17 protein-coding genes and 1 tRNA gene are annotated in these 16,351 nt (G+C 35.7%); 8 read left to right on the top strand and 10 right to left on the bottom strand.

All coding sequences use genetic code 11. From position 1 onward, the window contains the following. The first annotated feature begins 12 nt into the window (after window positions 1-12). From HHL23_RS19380 to HHL23_RS19370, 3 genes are read left to right on the top strand one after another with little or no spacing between them, the layout of a single operon-like run. Window positions 13-984 carry a hypothetical protein gene (locus HHL23_RS19380; RefSeq protein ID WP_169236403.1) on the top strand — a complete coding sequence of 324 codons (972 nt, stop codon included), beginning with the start codon at window positions 13-15 and terminating at the stop codon, window positions 982-984. After that, the gene (locus tag HHL23_RS19375) at window positions 968-1,570 is read left to right on the top strand and encodes a hypothetical protein (RefSeq protein WP_169236402.1); all 603 of its coding nucleotides are present in this window, start codon (window positions 968-970) and stop codon (window positions 1,568-1,570) included. Before HHL23_RS19380 ends, HHL23_RS19375 begins: the two co-directional genes overlap by 17 nt. Window positions 1,571-1,578: 8 nt before the next feature. Continuing rightward, entirely contained in the window at window positions 1,579-2,382 is an 804-nt protein-coding gene (locus HHL23_RS19370; protein ID WP_169236401.1) for a GLPGLI family protein, read from the top strand. Between the two features lie 26 nt (window positions 2,383-2,408). On the opposite strand, the gene HHL23_RS19365 is transcribed toward HHL23_RS19370, so the two are convergent. The 8 genes from HHL23_RS19365 to aceB form a co-directional block, all read right to left on the bottom strand. After that, the gene (locus HHL23_RS19365; protein WP_169236400.1) at window positions 2,409-2,954 is read right to left on the bottom strand and encodes a hypothetical protein; all 546 of its coding nucleotides are present in this window, start codon (window positions 2,952-2,954) and stop codon (window positions 2,409-2,411) included. Between the two features lie 17 nt (window positions 2,955-2,971). Beyond that, on the bottom strand, window positions 2,972-3,463 hold the full coding sequence (locus HHL23_RS19360) for a phosphate ABC transporter permease (protein WP_169236399.1): 492 nt from the start codon (window positions 3,461-3,463) through the stop codon (window positions 2,972-2,974). A 40-nt stretch (window positions 3,464-3,503) separates the two neighbouring features. After that, complete coding sequence (locus HHL23_RS19355) at window positions 3,504-4,487, bottom strand: LuxE/PaaK family acyltransferase (RefSeq protein ID WP_169236398.1); 984 nt, start codon at window positions 4,485-4,487, stop codon at window positions 3,504-3,506. Between the two features lie 179 nt (window positions 4,488-4,666). After that, on the bottom strand, window positions 4,667-5,458 hold the full coding sequence (locus HHL23_RS19350; RefSeq protein ID WP_185194895.1) for a UDP-2,3-diacylglucosamine diphosphatase: 792 nt from the start codon (window positions 5,456-5,458) through the stop codon (window positions 4,667-4,669). A 29-nt stretch (window positions 5,459-5,487) separates the two neighbouring features. Beyond that, window positions 5,488-5,934: a 6-carboxytetrahydropterin synthase QueD gene (queD, locus tag HHL23_RS19345; protein WP_169236397.1), complete on the bottom strand. Its 447-nt coding sequence runs from the start codon at window positions 5,932-5,934 to the stop codon at window positions 5,488-5,490. Window positions 5,935-6,099: 165 nt separating this feature from the next. Next, on the bottom strand, window positions 6,100-6,489 hold the full coding sequence (locus HHL23_RS19340) for an acyl-CoA thioesterase (protein ID WP_169236396.1): 390 nt from the start codon (window positions 6,487-6,489) through the stop codon (window positions 6,100-6,102). Between the two features lie 126 nt (window positions 6,490-6,615). Next, window positions 6,616-7,896 carry an isocitrate lyase gene (gene aceA, locus HHL23_RS19335; RefSeq protein ID WP_169236395.1) on the bottom strand — a complete coding sequence of 427 codons (1,281 nt, stop codon included), beginning with the start codon at window positions 7,894-7,896 and terminating at the stop codon, window positions 6,616-6,618. Window positions 7,897-8,113: 217 nt separating this feature from the next. After that, complete coding sequence (gene aceB / locus HHL23_RS19330; protein ID WP_169236394.1) at window positions 8,114-9,691, bottom strand: malate synthase A; 1,578 nt, start codon at window positions 9,689-9,691, stop codon at window positions 8,114-8,116. An 89-nt stretch (window positions 9,692-9,780) separates the two neighbouring features. On the opposite strand from aceB, the gene HHL23_RS19325 reads away from it, so the two are divergent. The 3 genes from HHL23_RS19325 to HHL23_RS19315 all read left to right on the top strand — a co-directional run bounded on the left by HHL23_RS19325 (window position 9,781) and on the right by HHL23_RS19315 (window position 12,928). Then, entirely contained in the window at window positions 9,781-11,301 is a 1,521-nt protein-coding gene (locus HHL23_RS19325; RefSeq protein ID WP_169236393.1) for a helix-turn-helix domain-containing protein, read from the top strand. 123 nt (window positions 11,302-11,424) lie between these two features. Continuing rightward, complete coding sequence (locus tag HHL23_RS19320; RefSeq protein WP_169236392.1) at window positions 11,425-12,078, top strand: ComF family protein; 654 nt, start codon at window positions 11,425-11,427, stop codon at window positions 12,076-12,078. A 160-nt stretch (window positions 12,079-12,238) separates the two neighbouring features. Beyond that, a complete protein-coding gene (locus HHL23_RS19315; protein ID WP_169236391.1) occupies window positions 12,239-12,928 on the top strand; it encodes an alpha/beta fold hydrolase in 690 nt (229 codons plus the stop codon). Window position 12,929: 1 nt separating this feature from the next. Here the strand turns inward: HHL23_RS19315 and upp are convergent, their stop codons facing one another. Further along, entirely contained in the window at window positions 12,930-13,583 is a 654-nt protein-coding gene (upp, locus tag HHL23_RS19310) for a uracil phosphoribosyltransferase (RefSeq protein ID WP_169236390.1), read from the bottom strand. Between the two features lie 83 nt (window positions 13,584-13,666). Beyond that, window positions 13,667-14,977 (bottom strand): ribosome biogenesis GTPase Der, encoded by a 1,311-nt coding sequence (gene der / locus HHL23_RS19305; protein ID WP_169236389.1) that lies wholly within the window; start codon window positions 14,975-14,977, stop codon window positions 13,667-13,669. A gap of 256 nt (window positions 14,978-15,233) precedes the next feature. On the opposite strand from der, the gene HHL23_RS19300 reads away from it, so the two are divergent. Together HHL23_RS19300 and HHL23_RS19295 are read left to right on the top strand one after the other, a co-directional pair. Further along, window positions 15,234-15,304: transfer RNA gene (locus tag HHL23_RS19300), tRNA-Gln, on the top strand. Window positions 15,305-15,770: 466 nt separating this feature from the next. Then, a complete protein-coding gene (locus HHL23_RS19295; protein ID WP_169236388.1) occupies window positions 15,771-16,211 on the top strand; it encodes a hypothetical protein in 441 nt (146 codons plus the stop codon). Window positions 16,212-16,351 lie beyond the last annotated feature (140 nt).

The raw sequence follows: 16,351 nt of genomic DNA, 5'->3' as shown, positions 1-16,351 counted from the left end.
TATTAATAAAAAATGCTTTTTTTTGCATGTTGTATCCCGGTAAAAGGTATTCAATTAGGGGCTATTTATGATTTGCAAAGGGATGATATTGAACGGGTTCCCAATTCTCTGATTGATTTTATTTATAATATTCATTCCAAAACTGTAATGAATATTATAGAAGAATGGAAAGATGATGATATTGCGCAGGAATACATAGAATTTTTGATTGAAAAAGAGTTTATTTTTTTCGCATATGAAGACCATTTTCCGAATCTTTCAGATGATTGTTTTAATGATGATGTCTCAAAAATTGAATTTGCTACAATTATTGTATCAGATGATTTAATAGACAAAATGCAATATATTTCGGATAGAATTGATTATTTGGGAGTTAAGCGTTTACATCTACATTTTTCACTTAATGTGGATGTAAAAAAAATCCATAATGTACTGAATTCTCTTCAAAAATCTTGTGTTATAGATTTATCTGTATCATTGCCCTACCAAGAAAATTTCACTTCCTCTGTAGTATTAAAAGAGCAAAGATTAAAAAGTATCTATTTTTATCAGTCGCCATATTCGAAGGAAGATAACTACGGCAGGATAAATTTATATTATTTAAAGCAAGATGGAAGTAATTTATTTGTTCCAAAATCGAGTATTGATACAATCGCTATCAATCATAGAGCATTCCTTACAGCAAAAAAATTTAATCTTGGGCTATACAAAACTATTCTCGTAGATCATTTGGGGAGAATAAGGTTAAATGCCGTAGATCAAAAAGATTATGGATTATTTTTAGGGTCAAAAGAAGAAATAGAAGAAAGTTTATTAATCCTCTCTGTATTATGGAATTTAAGTAGGGATAAAATTCACCCATGTAAAGATTGTGAATTAAGATATGCCTGTACTGCAAGCTTTATCCCAGAATATATACCGGAAAGAGAAGGATATTTCGTAAATTGTAATTATAATATTCACACCAATGAATGGATTTATTAAATATATAAGCATATTGGCTTTATTCTGCTTAACGAGTTGTCAAAATTATTATTTTTTAAAAGAGCAAAGAGTAGAATCTGATAATCACTCATATAGCAAGTTTAAATTATACTTTGATCAAGGGAAAAACCAAATTGATTTTTATACTTATGGGGATTATGTGTATAACAAAGTGGATAAACAATATATATATTTCACTTCCTCAGAAATGAGAAAATTGTTATATCATAATATTCCGCAAAATTATACAGAGCAGTTTTTATTTATGTATACTTATCAGCCTACATTTTCAAATATTTTAGGCTTTTATTATAAAGGAGTTTCTATTGAAGAAGTGAAAAAAAGATATTCTGGAATACCACATAAAGAAGATTTAAATCAAGTGTTTTCTCGTTACTCTTTTGGAAAATTTCAGGTTTTTGATTTGTTCAAAAAAGTTGATGGCGGGGTGATCAGGTTTGTAGCAATAAATAATCCTAACTATCCTAAAGATCCCGACTATAAAAAGTTTAACAAAGAAATTAATGATATGTTCTTTGAAAATAATAACTTATTATGGGACGGATATGTAGAACCTCTTAATTAAAAAACTTTATGAAAAAAAATATTTTAACTTTCCTTTTTATTTTATCATGCCTTACTGCTTTTCAGGGCCAGACATATAGGATTTATTATCAGATGACATATAAAATAGATTCTACAAAAAATGAATCAGCAAATAAAAAGATGCTATTAGATGTCAAAGATGAAATTTCGAAGTTTTATTCTTACGATTTGTATCATATAGATTCGTTAGCTATTCATAATTTAGATGTTCGGACAAAAGCAGCGGATTTTGATTTTATGATAACAAAAAACAAAAAAGAGAATAAAATAGAAAAATATTATATAATTGGTTTGGATAGGTATTCTCTGAAAGAAGACTGGCCTAAATTAGATTGGAAAATTATAGAAGAAACAAAAAATATTGATAATATAAATTGCCAGAAAGCTACTTTACATTATAAGGGAAGAGATTGGATAGCGTGGTTTGCTAAAGAAATTCCTTTTCAGGAAGGACCTTATGTTTTTAATTCTTTGCCTGGTCTTATAATAGACATAAGAGATTCAGGAAATAATTATATTTTTACAATGACTGAACTTAAAAAAGATAATGGAGAAGTAAATATGGAAACCGATTTCATTCCGGTTACTCAAAAACAATTAAACAAACTTTATGAGGATTATTATAATGATCCTTACAAGGAACTCAAGGCAGGAAAAGCTGTAATGAAGGTTGTGGATGAATCAGGAAGAGTAGTAACCCCTAACTTTAAGCAACTTACTGAATTTAAACAAAAACAGTTGAAAAACAACAATAACCCTATTGAACTCTCGGAAGCTATAAAATATCCATAATTCACTAAATTTAACCTAAGTTCGGGTTATTTAATCTTTTTAATGTCAAAAGGATTTTTAAAAATAAGTTCTTCGTGTTTCCCCTTGATTTCCATTTTTCGCTGTAGCAGATTTAACGCCATTTTCCGGATAAAAAGATCTTTATCATTCAGTTTCCAGTAAGGATCTTCATGTACTCTTTTGGGACTGCGTATGAGGTAGAATTCTGTTTCCCAGGTGTCTGCATTATGATAGAATTCAATAATCCCACAATGTTCAGGGATCACAGTGTGTTCTATCATTCCCATCGGAAGCAGAAAACTGAACGCGTTGCATATATAGTCACCGCAGGAGATTTTATCGTGTTTCAGGAATTTTTCGCCGGTCTCTTTATTGAGATATGATTTTTTGAAATCATTTTTGAAGTCACTCTTTGAAAGCTTGATCTCAATTTCATGGCTGAACCCTTCAGAATCAATGAACAACATATCCGCTTCCCAGTCGGCCTGGAAATAATTCGTCAGTACAATTTCTTTTTCAAAATCGCAGTGTGAATGGATATAAGCATGAACAAGTTCTTCTATCTTCAGCATATTAATTAAAATTCAGATTATCTCTTTTGCAGTTCAACCACCCCATAATGCAGCCAAATCCCGAAAATACCCGTTTTTGTAAAATAAGATTCATCTTTTCCGAACATAACGGTCGTATTGGGCTGTGTCTGGCAAATAAAAAAATGTCCGCCATCGATACAATTCATTTTTCCTTCCTTATGAAGATCTGTCCAGCCAAATTCTTTATAGCCATCTTCGTCATCTTCAACATCAAATAAAAACTGCTTGACTGTGATTTTATCCTTACCTCCATCTCTTTTTGAGGTCATCGACCATCGGGCCAGATCGGATTCTTCTTTTGCCGGAATTTCTTTAGGACTAGCATCCTTAATTCTTGACATCACTAAAGTATCTGTAATCGTGGAAACTTTATTATTGATCTCATTCACCAGATAAGTTCCGGACCAGATATCTCTTTCTTGCTTTTTCTGCGCAGATAAAAGATCAGAAAACCCAATCAACAGTGTTATTAAAAAGAAATTTTTCATGAGATTCATAATAAGGATTTATTTTATTTAAAACTGAATTTTACGATACCAGCAAACTGCATCCGCGGATATCGGAATGGTCTATTCTTCCCAGCACCTGAAATTTGCCACCTGAAAGCGTTTTACCTAAGTCCTGTGTTGCTATAAAACAGCATGAGTGGATATTAGCCAGATCAATAATATTGACTGCTCCGGTTCTCCCCTCCTGTTCATAGGAAAAAGGGTCTTCTGCATTCCGCACCAGTATTTTCATCCAGTTGGGACACTGATATTCATTGTTTCCTAAAGAATAGGCCTGCGAAAGCAGTTCCGTCATTGAATATTCTGAATAGATCTTCTCTGTTTTAAAACCGCTCTGAAGAATTTTCAAAAGTTCATCTTTGGTCATCTCTTCTTTTCTTCCTTTCATTCCTCCGGTTTCAATAACCGTCAGATTCTGAGATTCAGCAATAGAAAAATTAAGAGATTCCACGGAATCCAGGAAATCTAAAAGAGCAAAAGACACCCCAAAAAGAATGACCTTCTTATCTTTCAAATTATTTAAAAGTTCAAACAGCTCAGCATGATTGTAAAGAAAATAGCCGTTCTCCGGTTTTGCAGACCTCTTCATTAGATAATCCACCATATAAATCAAAGAAGAGTTCTGTTTCTCGAGATAACTCGGAAGCAGACCCAGAAAAATAAAATCTTCAGGCTTTCCTATAAATTGTTCAAAACTCTTATAAATGCTTTGTTCATAGAGATCAGGATCTGCAATATAATGCTTTGAAAGATTCATCTGCGTCGTTCCTGAACTCTGAAAAAACAAATCAGTCTTTGTATTTTTGTCCAGGATCTGATGGTTTTTAAACATTTCTATCGGTAGAAAAGGAATCTTCGTCACCGTATTCACCTCATCGGGGTTTATTTTCAGATAATCCACGAACTTTCTGTATATCTCAACATGTTCATATTGGTAATGAAAAGCGGCCAACGATGCATCCAGGAAATCCTGCTCTGTCTGTATGCTGAATATATTTTCCAATTTTAAAGACTATTTAAAACTCATTAACTATTGAAAATGAGACAATTACAAAAAGGTGTATTTTTTTTTAATATTTTTTTAATTGAAGAATTAAACTTTGGTAAACTTCTTGCAATTATTAATTTGGAATATGGATTAAAAACAAGAGTGAGCTTCGGTTCATTCGAAAATTACCTCTCTCAGGGGTAATTTTTTTTTGTGCCGTCTTTAAACGTTTTCAGTTCAAAATCAAGCTCAAAGACTCCGTAAGTAAAATAGGAAATCCAGTCTCCCAGATTAATATATTTCGCTTTCTGTTCCAAATCCAGAACCATCGGAAGGTGGCGGTGACCGTAGATAAAGTAATCTATTTTCTCAGTCTTCAGTTTTTCTTTTGAGTAGATAATCAGAAATTCTTTTTCTTCTCCTAAAAAGGCTTTATCCTCTTCGCCGGAGATCATTTTATTTTTCTGTGAAAGATACAGGGCCACTTTCATCGCAATATCGGGATGCAACCATTTGAAAAACCACTGTGCTACTGGATTGGTAAACAGTTTTTTCATTCTTTTGTATCCTTTGTCGCCAGGTCCGAGACCGTCTCCATGAGCCAGAAGAAATTCTTTTCCACCCATCTCAAAATACTGCTTCTTATAAAAAACGGTACATCCTATTTCTTCTTCAAGGTAATCTTTCATCCAGAGATCATGGTTACCTACAAAGAAATAAATATGGATTCCTTTGTCTTTCAGTTCTGCAATTTTTCCGAGAACGCGCACATATCCTTTTGGAATAACATGTTTCCACTCGTGCCAGAAGTCAAAAAGATCCCCCATTAAAAACAAAACCTGGGCATCTTCCTTGATCTCGTCCATCCAGCGGATAAACTTCTCTTCACGCACTTTGCTTTCCTTAGGATTAGGAGCACCAAAATGCTGGTCTGAAGCGAAATAGACTTTTTTTCCAGGTTCTAAATTAATGATCGTTTTTAACACCGGTCTGAATTTTTATGAGTAAAATACTGTTACTTATTATCTTCTGCGAACCATTCTCCGTAAGAGTTTTCTGTTTCGTGAAGTTTAAGATAGGCCAGAGAAACCTCAGCCGGAAGTTTTGATTTTATTTTTGCAGCAATAGCATACAGCATATTTTCGCAGGTAGGCTGAAAACTGCAATAGATCACCTTATGACCTTTATTTTCAAGATCTTCGCCCAGTTCTTTATGGGGAGACAATGCATTAACAAGGACTGCATGATCCCAAAGATCTACGATCTCAGATTTTACGATACTCTTTATATCTCCGAAATCCACTACCATCCCATTTTTAGGATTCTCCAAATCATTAATCACCCTTCCTTTTACCGTTACAAACAGTTTATAGGAATGTCCGTGCATATTTTTACATTTCCCATCATAGTTGTACAGCACATGGGCTGTTTCGAATGTGAAAGTTTTTGTAATACGTATCATAATGCAAAGATAGGATAAAACATAATTATAAGTTGCGTATTACATCGGGAAAAACAATAGTGAAAGCTATTATTTTAGCGTTAAAAATTTGGCAAAACACATGAATAAAGTATTAAAATTCCATTACGTTCGCTCAGTTATAAATTTTCCACAGAATGAATATGGTTATTCTGCAATCGTATCTAGCCAGTCACTTTCCAGTCTTTTCATCTTTTGAGTTTCCAGATCCACCAATACCCAAAGCGTATCTGAATCCACCACGAGTTTATCATTGCAGTAGAATTCAACTTTTCGGGGTTGCTTTATGCCTTCTGGGGGTTTTGGATAAGTTCTGATGGTGATCACATCATTTAAAAACACCTGTTTTTTGTACTGAATATGGTGATCAACGAGTATCCATGCAAATTCAGCAAATTCAGTTTTGTGCTTCAAAGAATCCCAATGTTCAGCGGCAATTTCTTCTACCCAATGTACATACTGCACATTATTGACATGACGATTTTTGTCAATATGCTCTTCTGTTACCCGTATTTCTTTTTGATACATTAATTCCATTATGCTTTCTTCTTCATTACTAATCAAATATATAAACTTTAAATTTTTAATTCTAATTTCGATCAAAAAACCTTCTCAAAACTGAGAAGGTTCACCTCGAAAAATTTTATATAATATGGAAAATGATCAATGAAACTGTGCTGTTTCTGTAGAATCTTTCATAGCAACCGTTGCGGAAGAGCCATTAGTCACCACATTCTGTACCTCATCAAAGTACCCCGTTCCTACAAACGACTGGTGTTTTACCGCTCTGAATCCTTTCTGCTGAAGAGCAAACTCACGTTCCTGAAGTTCGGAATAGCCAGCCATTCCTCTTTCTTTGTATGCCAGAGCAAGTTCAAACATGGCCGTATTCAGTGCATGGAAACCAGCAAGTGTGATAAACTGGAATTTATAGCCCATTTTCGCAAGCTCTTCACGGAAATTACCCATTTCTTCCACACTTAATCTTGCCGCCCAGTTGAATGACGGTGAACAGTTGTAAGCCAGCATTTTTCCCGGAAACTGCGCATGAATTCCTTCTGCAAATTTTCTTGCCTGCTCCAGATCGGGATTAGAAGTTTCCATCCAGATCAGGTCTGCGTAAGGCGCATAAGACAAACCACGGTCTATTCCTTGCTCTACTCCATTGTTTACGACGTAAAAGCCTTCGGTGGTTCTTTCTCCCGTCACAAATCTCCGGTCTCTTTCATCAATATCTGAGGTCAGAAGATCTGCCGCATCTGCATCTGTTCTTGCAATGATAATACTTGGAACGCCTAATACATCTGAAGCCAGACGGGCTGCAACCAGTTTATTAATAGCTTCCTGAGTAGGAACTAAAACTTTTCCGCCCAGGTGTCCGCATTTTTTTGCTGAAGAAAGCTGATCTTCAAAATGAACACCTGCTGCTCCTGCCTCGATCATCTGTTTCATCAGTTCAAAAGCATTCAGGTTGCCTCCGAATCCTGCCTCGGCATCTGCAATGATGGGAACCAGATATTCTTTATCTCCGTTTCCACTTACCGATTGGATCTGATCTGCTCTCAACAGAGCATTATTGATCTTTTTCACCACAGAAGGCACTGAGTTCGCAGGGTACAATGACTGATCAGGGTACATTTCTCCTGATAAATTAGCATCAGCAGCTACCTGCCATCCTGAAAGATAGATCGCTTCCAGTCCCGCATCCACTTCCTGAACCGCCTGGTTTCCTGTCAGGGCACCAAGTCCGGCTACATAATCCTGATTATTTAATTTATCCCAGAATTTGTTAGCCATTTCTGTTGCAATGGTATAGTCTATTTTGTAAGAGCCGCGAAGTTTTAATACTTCTTCAGCGCTATACGTTCTTTTTACTCCGGTCCAGCGGGGATTGTTTAGCCAATCCTGTTCTAAAGCCTGGATTTGTTCTTGTCTTGTTTTCATAATATTTGGATTTATTGTTTATTAGGGATTAGGGTGAGAGAGTCTTAGCATCGTTTGAGATATAATTGATGAGATATGAATGATGAGTTAAAGTAGATTGTTTTAGTATAATAAAATCTTCATGTTTTTTACCCCTCAATTCTCTTACACTAAAAGCTCTCCTACCCAAAAACTCTCCCACACTCCTACTCTAAAACTCTCCTACTCATATACGCTCTCACGCAATGAACGGGTATGCTTTCAAGGTTAGGAATTCTTCAAATTTTTCTGAAAATACCAGTTCGTTGAAAAGTTCTTTCGCAAGATTGAATTTTCCGTTTTTGAAACGCTGTTCACCTACATAGTTTTCGATGTGATCTATTTCTTCAGCTTCCCATTGAAGAATCATTTCACGGGTCAATACCTTGCCGTTATCGAGCTTGGCTTCGTTTTGTAACCACTGCCACAGCTGCGTTCTTGAGATCTCTGCGGTAGCGGCGTCTTCCATCAGATTGTAAATGGCTGCTGCACCAACTCCCATCAGCCAGCTTTCCAGATAGAGAATACCTACATTGATGTTTTTTCTGACTCCTTTTTCGGTGATTTCACCTTGTGGAACTTCCAGCAGATTTGCTTCTTTAATATGGTATTCAAATTTTTTATCGATTTGATTTTCAGTTGGCATATGCTCGTCAAAAATCTCTTTTGCAATGGAGACCAAAGCAGGATGTGCCACCCAGGTTCCGTCGTGACCGTTTTTCACTTCACGCTCCTTGTCTTTTCTTACTTTTTCAAAAGCAGCGTTGTTCGCTTCATCATCGTTTTTTACAGGGATCTGTGCTGCCATTCCTCCGATGGCATGAACGTTTCTTTTATGACAAATCTCGATTACTCTTTTTGAATAGGCGTTCATAAACGGTGAGGCCATGGTCACCTGATCTCTGTCCGGCACCATAAACGTGGGAAGATTTCTGAATTTTTTGATGTACGAGAAAATATAATCCCATCTTCCGCAATTCAGTCCCGCACTGTGATCTTTTAATTCAAATAAAATTTCATCAATCTGAAATGAAGCGGTAATGGTTTCGATCAGAACAGTTGCTTTGATGGTTCCTGTTTGAATTCCAAGATAATTCTGGGCAAAAACGAAAACATCATTCCACCAGCGTGCTTCTTTATAATGTTCTAATTTCGGAAGGTAAAAATAGGGACCGCTTCCGTTTTTCAATAACTGTTGAACATTGTTAAAAAAATAGATTCCAAAATCAGTCAGTGAGCCTGATGTTTCTTCACCATTGATCTCTATATGTTTTTCCGGGAGATGCAAGCCTCTTGGACGTACCTGAAGAACAGCTGTTTTTTCATTGAGCTGATAAGATTTTCCATTTTCAGCGGTGAAATCTATATTCCGTCTTACGGCATCCGCCAGATTCATCTGCCCCTGAATACAGTTTTCCCAGGTTGGCGAGCTGCTGTCTTCAAAATCAGCCATAAAGGTTGATGCTCCGGAATTCAGTGCATTGATGATCATTTTCCGGTCTACAGGTCCTGTGATCTCTACTCTTCTATCTAAAAGGTCAGCGGGAAGTGATGCACAGGTCCAGCTTCCGCTTCTCACGTCTTCAGTTTCAGGAAAAAATTGAGGAAGATTTCCCAAATCAAAAAACTGCTGTGTTTTTTTTCTTTCTTCTAAAAGCGTCAGTCTTTTTGGGTTGAATTTCTGATGAAGAGCTATCAGAAAATCGGTCAGTTCCGGAGTGAAAATTTCTTCAAACTGCTTCTTAGCTTTTATTTTTAATTGAGTTCTGGTTTCCATAACCTATTGATTTTGTGATTCGATGTTACAAACATAAATAAAAATTTTCACAATCAGCGAACGTTCGCTAAATATTTTAAAAATTTATTATGCGAATAATCGCATTCAATTATTTATATTTGAATATGAATTCAGACAGTGATTTTATCAAAACAGTTTTCGGACTAAAGCTGAAACAGCTGAGACAAAAGAAAAACTGGTCTCTGCAGGATCTTGCAGTAAAGACCGGTTTATCCAAATCTTACCTTAATGAAATTGAAAACGGAAAAAAATATCCGAAGCATGATAAAATCATCCAGCTTTCGGAATCACTGGGCTCTACTTTTGATGAACTGGTTTCTACTAAACTGGATAAAAGTTTGGCACCATTCAATGAGATCCTGCAATCGGATTTTTTCAAGGAAGTACCGCTGGATCTTTTTGGGATCAGTAAAAACAACCTGATCAGCATCATCAGCGATGCGCCTAAAAAGGTAACCGCTTTCATTAATGCATTAATTGAGATTTCACAGAATTATAATTTAGGAAAAGAACGTTTTTATTTTGCCGTACTCAGATCTTTTCAGGAGCTGTATGATAATTATTTCCCTGAAATTGAGGATAAAACAGCTGAATTCATTAAAGAAAACGGATTGGATATCAACAAAGATCTGAGAGCATCTGTTTTGGAAAGTATTCTTACAGAAAAGTTTCATTACAGCATCCGGTCTGAGGATTTTGAACAGTTTGGAATTCTGGATAACCTCCGTTCCCTGTTTGTTCCTGAACAGAAACTGTTACTGTTGAACCGGAAACTTGAAAAAGATCAAAGAACATTTATCCTGGCCAAGGAAATAGGGTTTAATGTTTTGGAATTAAAGATTCGTCCCAATACTTATTCGTGGCTGGATTTCGGAAGTTTTGAAGAAATTCTGAATAATTTTTATGCATCTTATTTTGCCGGAGCTTTATTAATTTCAAAGGAAAAAACGCTTGAAAAAACCTCAGAATTTTTACTCCAGCACACCTGGGAACCGAAAAGCTTTGAAGAGCTGATTGAAAGTTTCACAGATTCTCCGGAAACTTTTTATTACAGACTTACCAATCTGCTTTCTTCCGAATTGGGAATAAAGGATTTATTTTACCTGTGTTTGGTCAAGAAAAAGAATTCAGATAAGATCCAGATCTTAAAGGAACTTCACCTGAATCATCAGCAGGCGCCACACGCCAATGCCATGAACGAACACTATTGCCGAAGATGGATTGCGGTAAAAAACCTGCATCATTTAAAGGAGAATGAGACACTTACCGATGCCCAAATTTCCCATTACAAGGACCAAGGGGTAAGTTATCTGGTGATTTCCACTTCACAGAAAAATCCGTTTTCAGATGGAAGTAACCGAAGCTATTGCCTTGGAATTTTATTAAACTCCCAGACCATCAAAAAGATCGGTTTTATAAAATCCCAGACTTTAAAGACAATTAATGTAGGAGTCACCTGCGAGTCCTGCAGTATTCCGGATTGTGAAGTACGGCAGTCACCGCCGGTCCGACTGGAAAAAGAGCATTTTAACCTGAGTATGAAGAATGCGATTGAGAAGATCAGAAAACAGTTGATAGTTGATAGTTGATAGTTGATAGTTGATAGTTGATAGTTGATAGTTGATAGTTGATAGTTGATAGTTGCAAAATTAAAATTTCCACTTCTAACTTCTAATCTCTGGTTTCTAACTTCTAATTTTAAAAAACACACAATGATATTAGATTTATTTTTTCCCAACCGCTGTATTCAATGCAGCCGAATCATTGACGCAGATCTTTTGGTTTGCAGTTTATGTTTTGAACAGATTCATTTTACCCATTTTGATTATTTTGGCGAAAATTTCATTAAAGAAAAATGCAAGTTGCTGTTTCCAGTTGAAAACACGTATGCTTTGATGAATTTCCAGAAGGATAGTTTAAGTCAAAAACTCATCCACGAACTAAAATACAAAAGCAGAGAAAATGCAGGTAAAACTCTTGCGCATTTGGTTACAGAACGTCTGAGTTTCAATGATGAAAAACCTGATATTCTGGTATCTGTTCCACTCCATCCTAAAAAATTAAAGGAACGGGGTTATAACCAGCTGCATGTATTTACAGAAACTTTATCAACGTTTTATCATATTCCGTTTGACCATGAATTAATCCAAAGAAATCACTATTCAAAAGCACAGGCACTCAAGGATAAAAAACACCGTTTGGAAACGGCTAATCCGTTTTCTCTTTCAAAACCTATTTCGGGAAAGCATGTTCTTTTGATTGATGATGTTTTCACCACGGGAAACACAGTCTCCTCGATCGCCTGGGAGATTTTGAATGCAGGTGATAATAAAGTGAGTGTTTTGGTGATGGCGGTGGATGTTTAGTATAAGGATTTGAGAGTCTTAGGGTAGATCTGGTTGTTGATTGGCAGTTATTAGTTGTTAACCATCGAAACACTAAAACTCTCATACACTAATACCCTCCAACTCAATTCCCTTTCTGCTTTCAATTCTTTTTCCTAATTTTCCGGTAAACTATTAGATCATGAAAAATCTGCTTTTGCTGCATGGTGCATTGGGACACCGTGATATTTTTAAGCCTTACGAAAAGAAATTGTCAGAATATTTTAATATCCATACGCTTTTATTTTCAGGACACGGAAAAACAGAACTCCCGGAAAACGGCATCAGTATTGAAAAATACACCGAGGAAGTAAGAGACTATTTAGAGAAAGAAAATTTAGAAGAGGTCTGTATTTTCGGACACAGTATGGGAGGTTATGCAGCGCTTTGCTGTGCGCTAAGATATCCTGAAAGAATTCATTCTATTATGACTCTGGGTACAAAATTCGACTGGACCGAGGAACAGGCTTTAAAGGAAAGTAAAATGCTGGACCCGGAAGCTATTCTTCTGAAAGTTCCCCAATATGCCGAACAGCTGGAAAACCAACACGGAGCACAATGGAAACAGCTCCTGCCTGCCATTGCAGAGATGATGGTTTCACTTGGTAAAAATCCCCCCCTGAACGAAAGTAGTCTTTGGGCTATTGCTATTCCGGTACAGATCATGACCGGAGACAAAGACAATATGGTGAGTATAGAGGAAAGTCTTGCTGCTTACCGCAGTATTCCAAATGCAAAATTGGCCATACTTCCGGATACCAAGCATCCTATGGAAAAAGTACGGCCTAATTTATTATTTGATCTGATGAAAGATTTCTGGAATCTTTCTTAATTTATCGTTGTAGTTTTTCACCGTAGCTTAAATCTCCAGCATCGCCAAGTCCTGGTGTGATGTACCCTTTTGAAGTCAAGCCTTCATCTATAGCTCCTACCCAAATTTTTGCATCAGGATAAGCTTTCTCAATGGTTTCTACGCCCTGTCTGGAAGCGATAGCCACAACAATATGCAACTGGGTTGGAGTTCCGTTGGTCAAAAGATCTTTAATGGCTTCAATTAAAGAGGCTCCTGTTGCCAGCATTGGATCAGCGACAATTAATGGTCGTCCTTCAATATTCGGGCAGGTAAGATAATCCTGTTTGATCGAAAAATAATCATTGGCATCGTGCTTTCTGTAAGCAGCAACGAAACCACAGTCTGCTCTGTCGAAATAACTCAGGATTCCTTCAAATAAAGGCACTCCTGCTCTCAAAATAGTGGTAATCACAGGCTGAACTGCAATTTCCTGAACTTTGATCTTATCTAAGGGCGTTTGGATCTCTACTTCTTTATATTCTAATCCTTTACTGATCTCAAAAGCTGCAATCTCACCTATACGTTCCATATTTCTACGGAATCTCATTCTGTCATGCTGGATGTCTATATTCCTAAGCTCATTGATCCAGGAGTTTACTAAAGAAAATTGTTTTGACAATACAATTGTATTCATTATTCTGAAAAAACTTTTTATTTAAAATATTAACTTTAATATGAATAAAATCCCTTTTAGAAAAATCTAAAAGGGATTGTTTTTTATTTCTGTCTGAAATACACTTCAATAGGAACTCCGGTAAATCCGAATTCTTTTCTCAGCTGGTTTTCAGTAAATCTTTTGTAAGGTTCTTTTACGTACTGCGGCAGGTTACAGAAAAATACAAATTGTGGTGACGGCGTTGGAAGCTGTACACAATACTTGATTTTAATATATTTTCCTTTGTTGGCCGGCGGCGGCGTGCGTTCAAAAATAGGAAGCATTATTTCGTTTAGCTTTGAAGTTTTGATCTTCATTTTACGTGCTTCGAAGACTTCCATAGCCACTTCCACAGCTTTTAAAATTCTCTGCTTTGTTAAAGCTGAAATAAATAAAATAGGAATATCACTGAACTGACCGATTTTATCTTTGATCACTTTCTCGAAATCACGCATGGTATTGGTCTTCTTGTCTTCTACAAGGTCCCATTTATTGACCACAATCACAATTCCTTTTCTGTTTTTTTGTGCCAATCCAAAAATATTCATATCCTGAGATTCCCATCCTAATGTAGCGTCTACCATAATGATGACCACATCAGAAAATTCAATGGAACGAATGGATCTCATTACCGAATAGAATTCCAAGTCTTCATTTACTTTAGACTTCCTTCTCATTCCGGCAGTGTCTACCAACACAAACTCATATCCGAATTTATTATAAAGCGTCTGGATACTGTCTCTTGTAGTCCCTGCAATATCGGTTACAATATTTCTTTCTACATCAAGTAAAGCATTGGTCAAAGTAGATTTTCCTACGTTTGGACGTCCTGCAATGGTGATCTTAGGCAGACCTTCAAATGGATCTTTGTAGTCTGTTGTCGGGAAATCTTTAACGATATCATCCAAGATCTCTCCTGTTCCGGAACCTGTAGCTGAAGAAAGTGTGTAATATTTTTCAATACCTAACTGGTAGAATTCTGTAGCGGGAAGTTCTTCTTTTGAAGAATCCACTTTATTGATAACAACGTAGATCGGTTTATTTGATCTTCTTAAAAGACGGTAGATCTCATAATCTGTATCAGTAAGTCCTTCTTCTACATTCATCATAAAAATGATAGACGTAGCTTCATCTACTGCCAACTGAACCTGCTTGCGGATCTCTTCTTCAAAAATATCATCCGTTCCTACATCATATCCGCCTGTATCTATAACTGTAAAATCTACTCCGTTCCAGTCAGATTTCCCGTGATGACGGTCTCTGGTAACCCCAGCCGTAGAATCTACGATGGCTTCCCTTCTTTCTAGTAAACGGTTAAAAAGTGTTGATTTTCCTACGTTGGGACGCCCAACGATTGCGACAATATTTGACATAAAAATGTTTAATAAATGAAATTATTAATGGGTATCTCCAACTTTTGGAGCCCAATTTTTTGCAAAGATAAGATTTTATTATTTAGTGATTAAAAAACACCACCGTTGAAACTATTTTTCACTCATTTGTTATGTGATCTATTTAGTTAAAAATCACGCAATTATAGATAAACACTCATTTTTTCGCTATTGATTTGCAAAAAATATTTTTTCAATCAAATATTTTTTATAATTTTGCCTCACCAAAAAATAACACAGACCCATGGTGTAACGGTAGCACTCTGGTTTTTGGTACCATCAGTTGGGGTTCGAATCCCTGTGGGTCTACAATCTAAATTAAGCAATCTTCTGAATATCAGTTGATTGCTCTTTTATTTTGGTCACCTTTGGTCACTTGGTCACGATTTTGGTCACTGTTTTTGTAAAAAACATTCATTATTACATTTTATGAAACTTGGCTGTAGCTTCCCAATCAATGTAGATATATGAGGGTAAGTTTTCTTTGAAGAGAAAATATAAATATTCTAAAATTCCAATCTGGACGATACACGATTCTTTCTGCATTACGCAAGGTTGGTTTCCTGTTACGGAATCTATATAGTTCAGAGATTATTTTCAAGCTATTCTAATGGTGTTTTACCTAGTTTCGAGGTTAGCTATGGTATAATAGTAATGAGTGGCTGAAAGTGGCTTAACCTTTTTCGGGAAGACTTTCATTTTAGGATTTAACACTTTATTAATTAGGGGTAAAATATCTATATTTGCTCAACACATTAAGCAATTTTTATAGACAATGAAAAAATACCTTTTAATTTTATTTAGCATATTTCTTTTAAGCTGTAGCTACGATAAAATCTATGAAAATAGAGAATCTGATAAACAAGACGCTCAAAAGGTTATTAATAAATTTTATTTTTTAGTAAAAGAAGATAATAATAAAAAAGAAGTCTTTAAATTATTTAGTGATCGATTTTTTAAGGAAGTAGGAAAAGAAAGATTTGAACAAATTTTAGATAAAACAGATAATGATTTTGGAAAAGTAAAAGATTATGAACTTACAGATAGCTGGACACAAATAATTAAGGGATCTAATCCTATCTCCAAATATAAACTTTCATATCTTGTTACAAGAGATTCCACTCAAACAAAAGAATATTTTAGACTCCAGAAAGAAAATGATTCTATTAAAATAATCTCTTATCGACTTGATTTTGATATTATACCTAAAAAATAAAAGCGGAAAATTTCTAGTCATGGTCGGAAGAAATTCCGGTCATTTTTTTTTGCATTCTTATGTTTTGAAAACCTTTCCTGGATCCCCGCCCGCAAATACGATTAAAATTGCAGTAATCATATCCCGAAGTTCCATTTTGA

This window comes from Chryseobacterium antibioticum (assembly GCF_012927325.1).
GTDB lineage: Bacteria > Bacteroidota > Bacteroidia > Flavobacteriales > Weeksellaceae > Chryseobacterium > Chryseobacterium antibioticum.
This window is presented reverse-complemented; position numbering and strand designations above follow the sequence as displayed.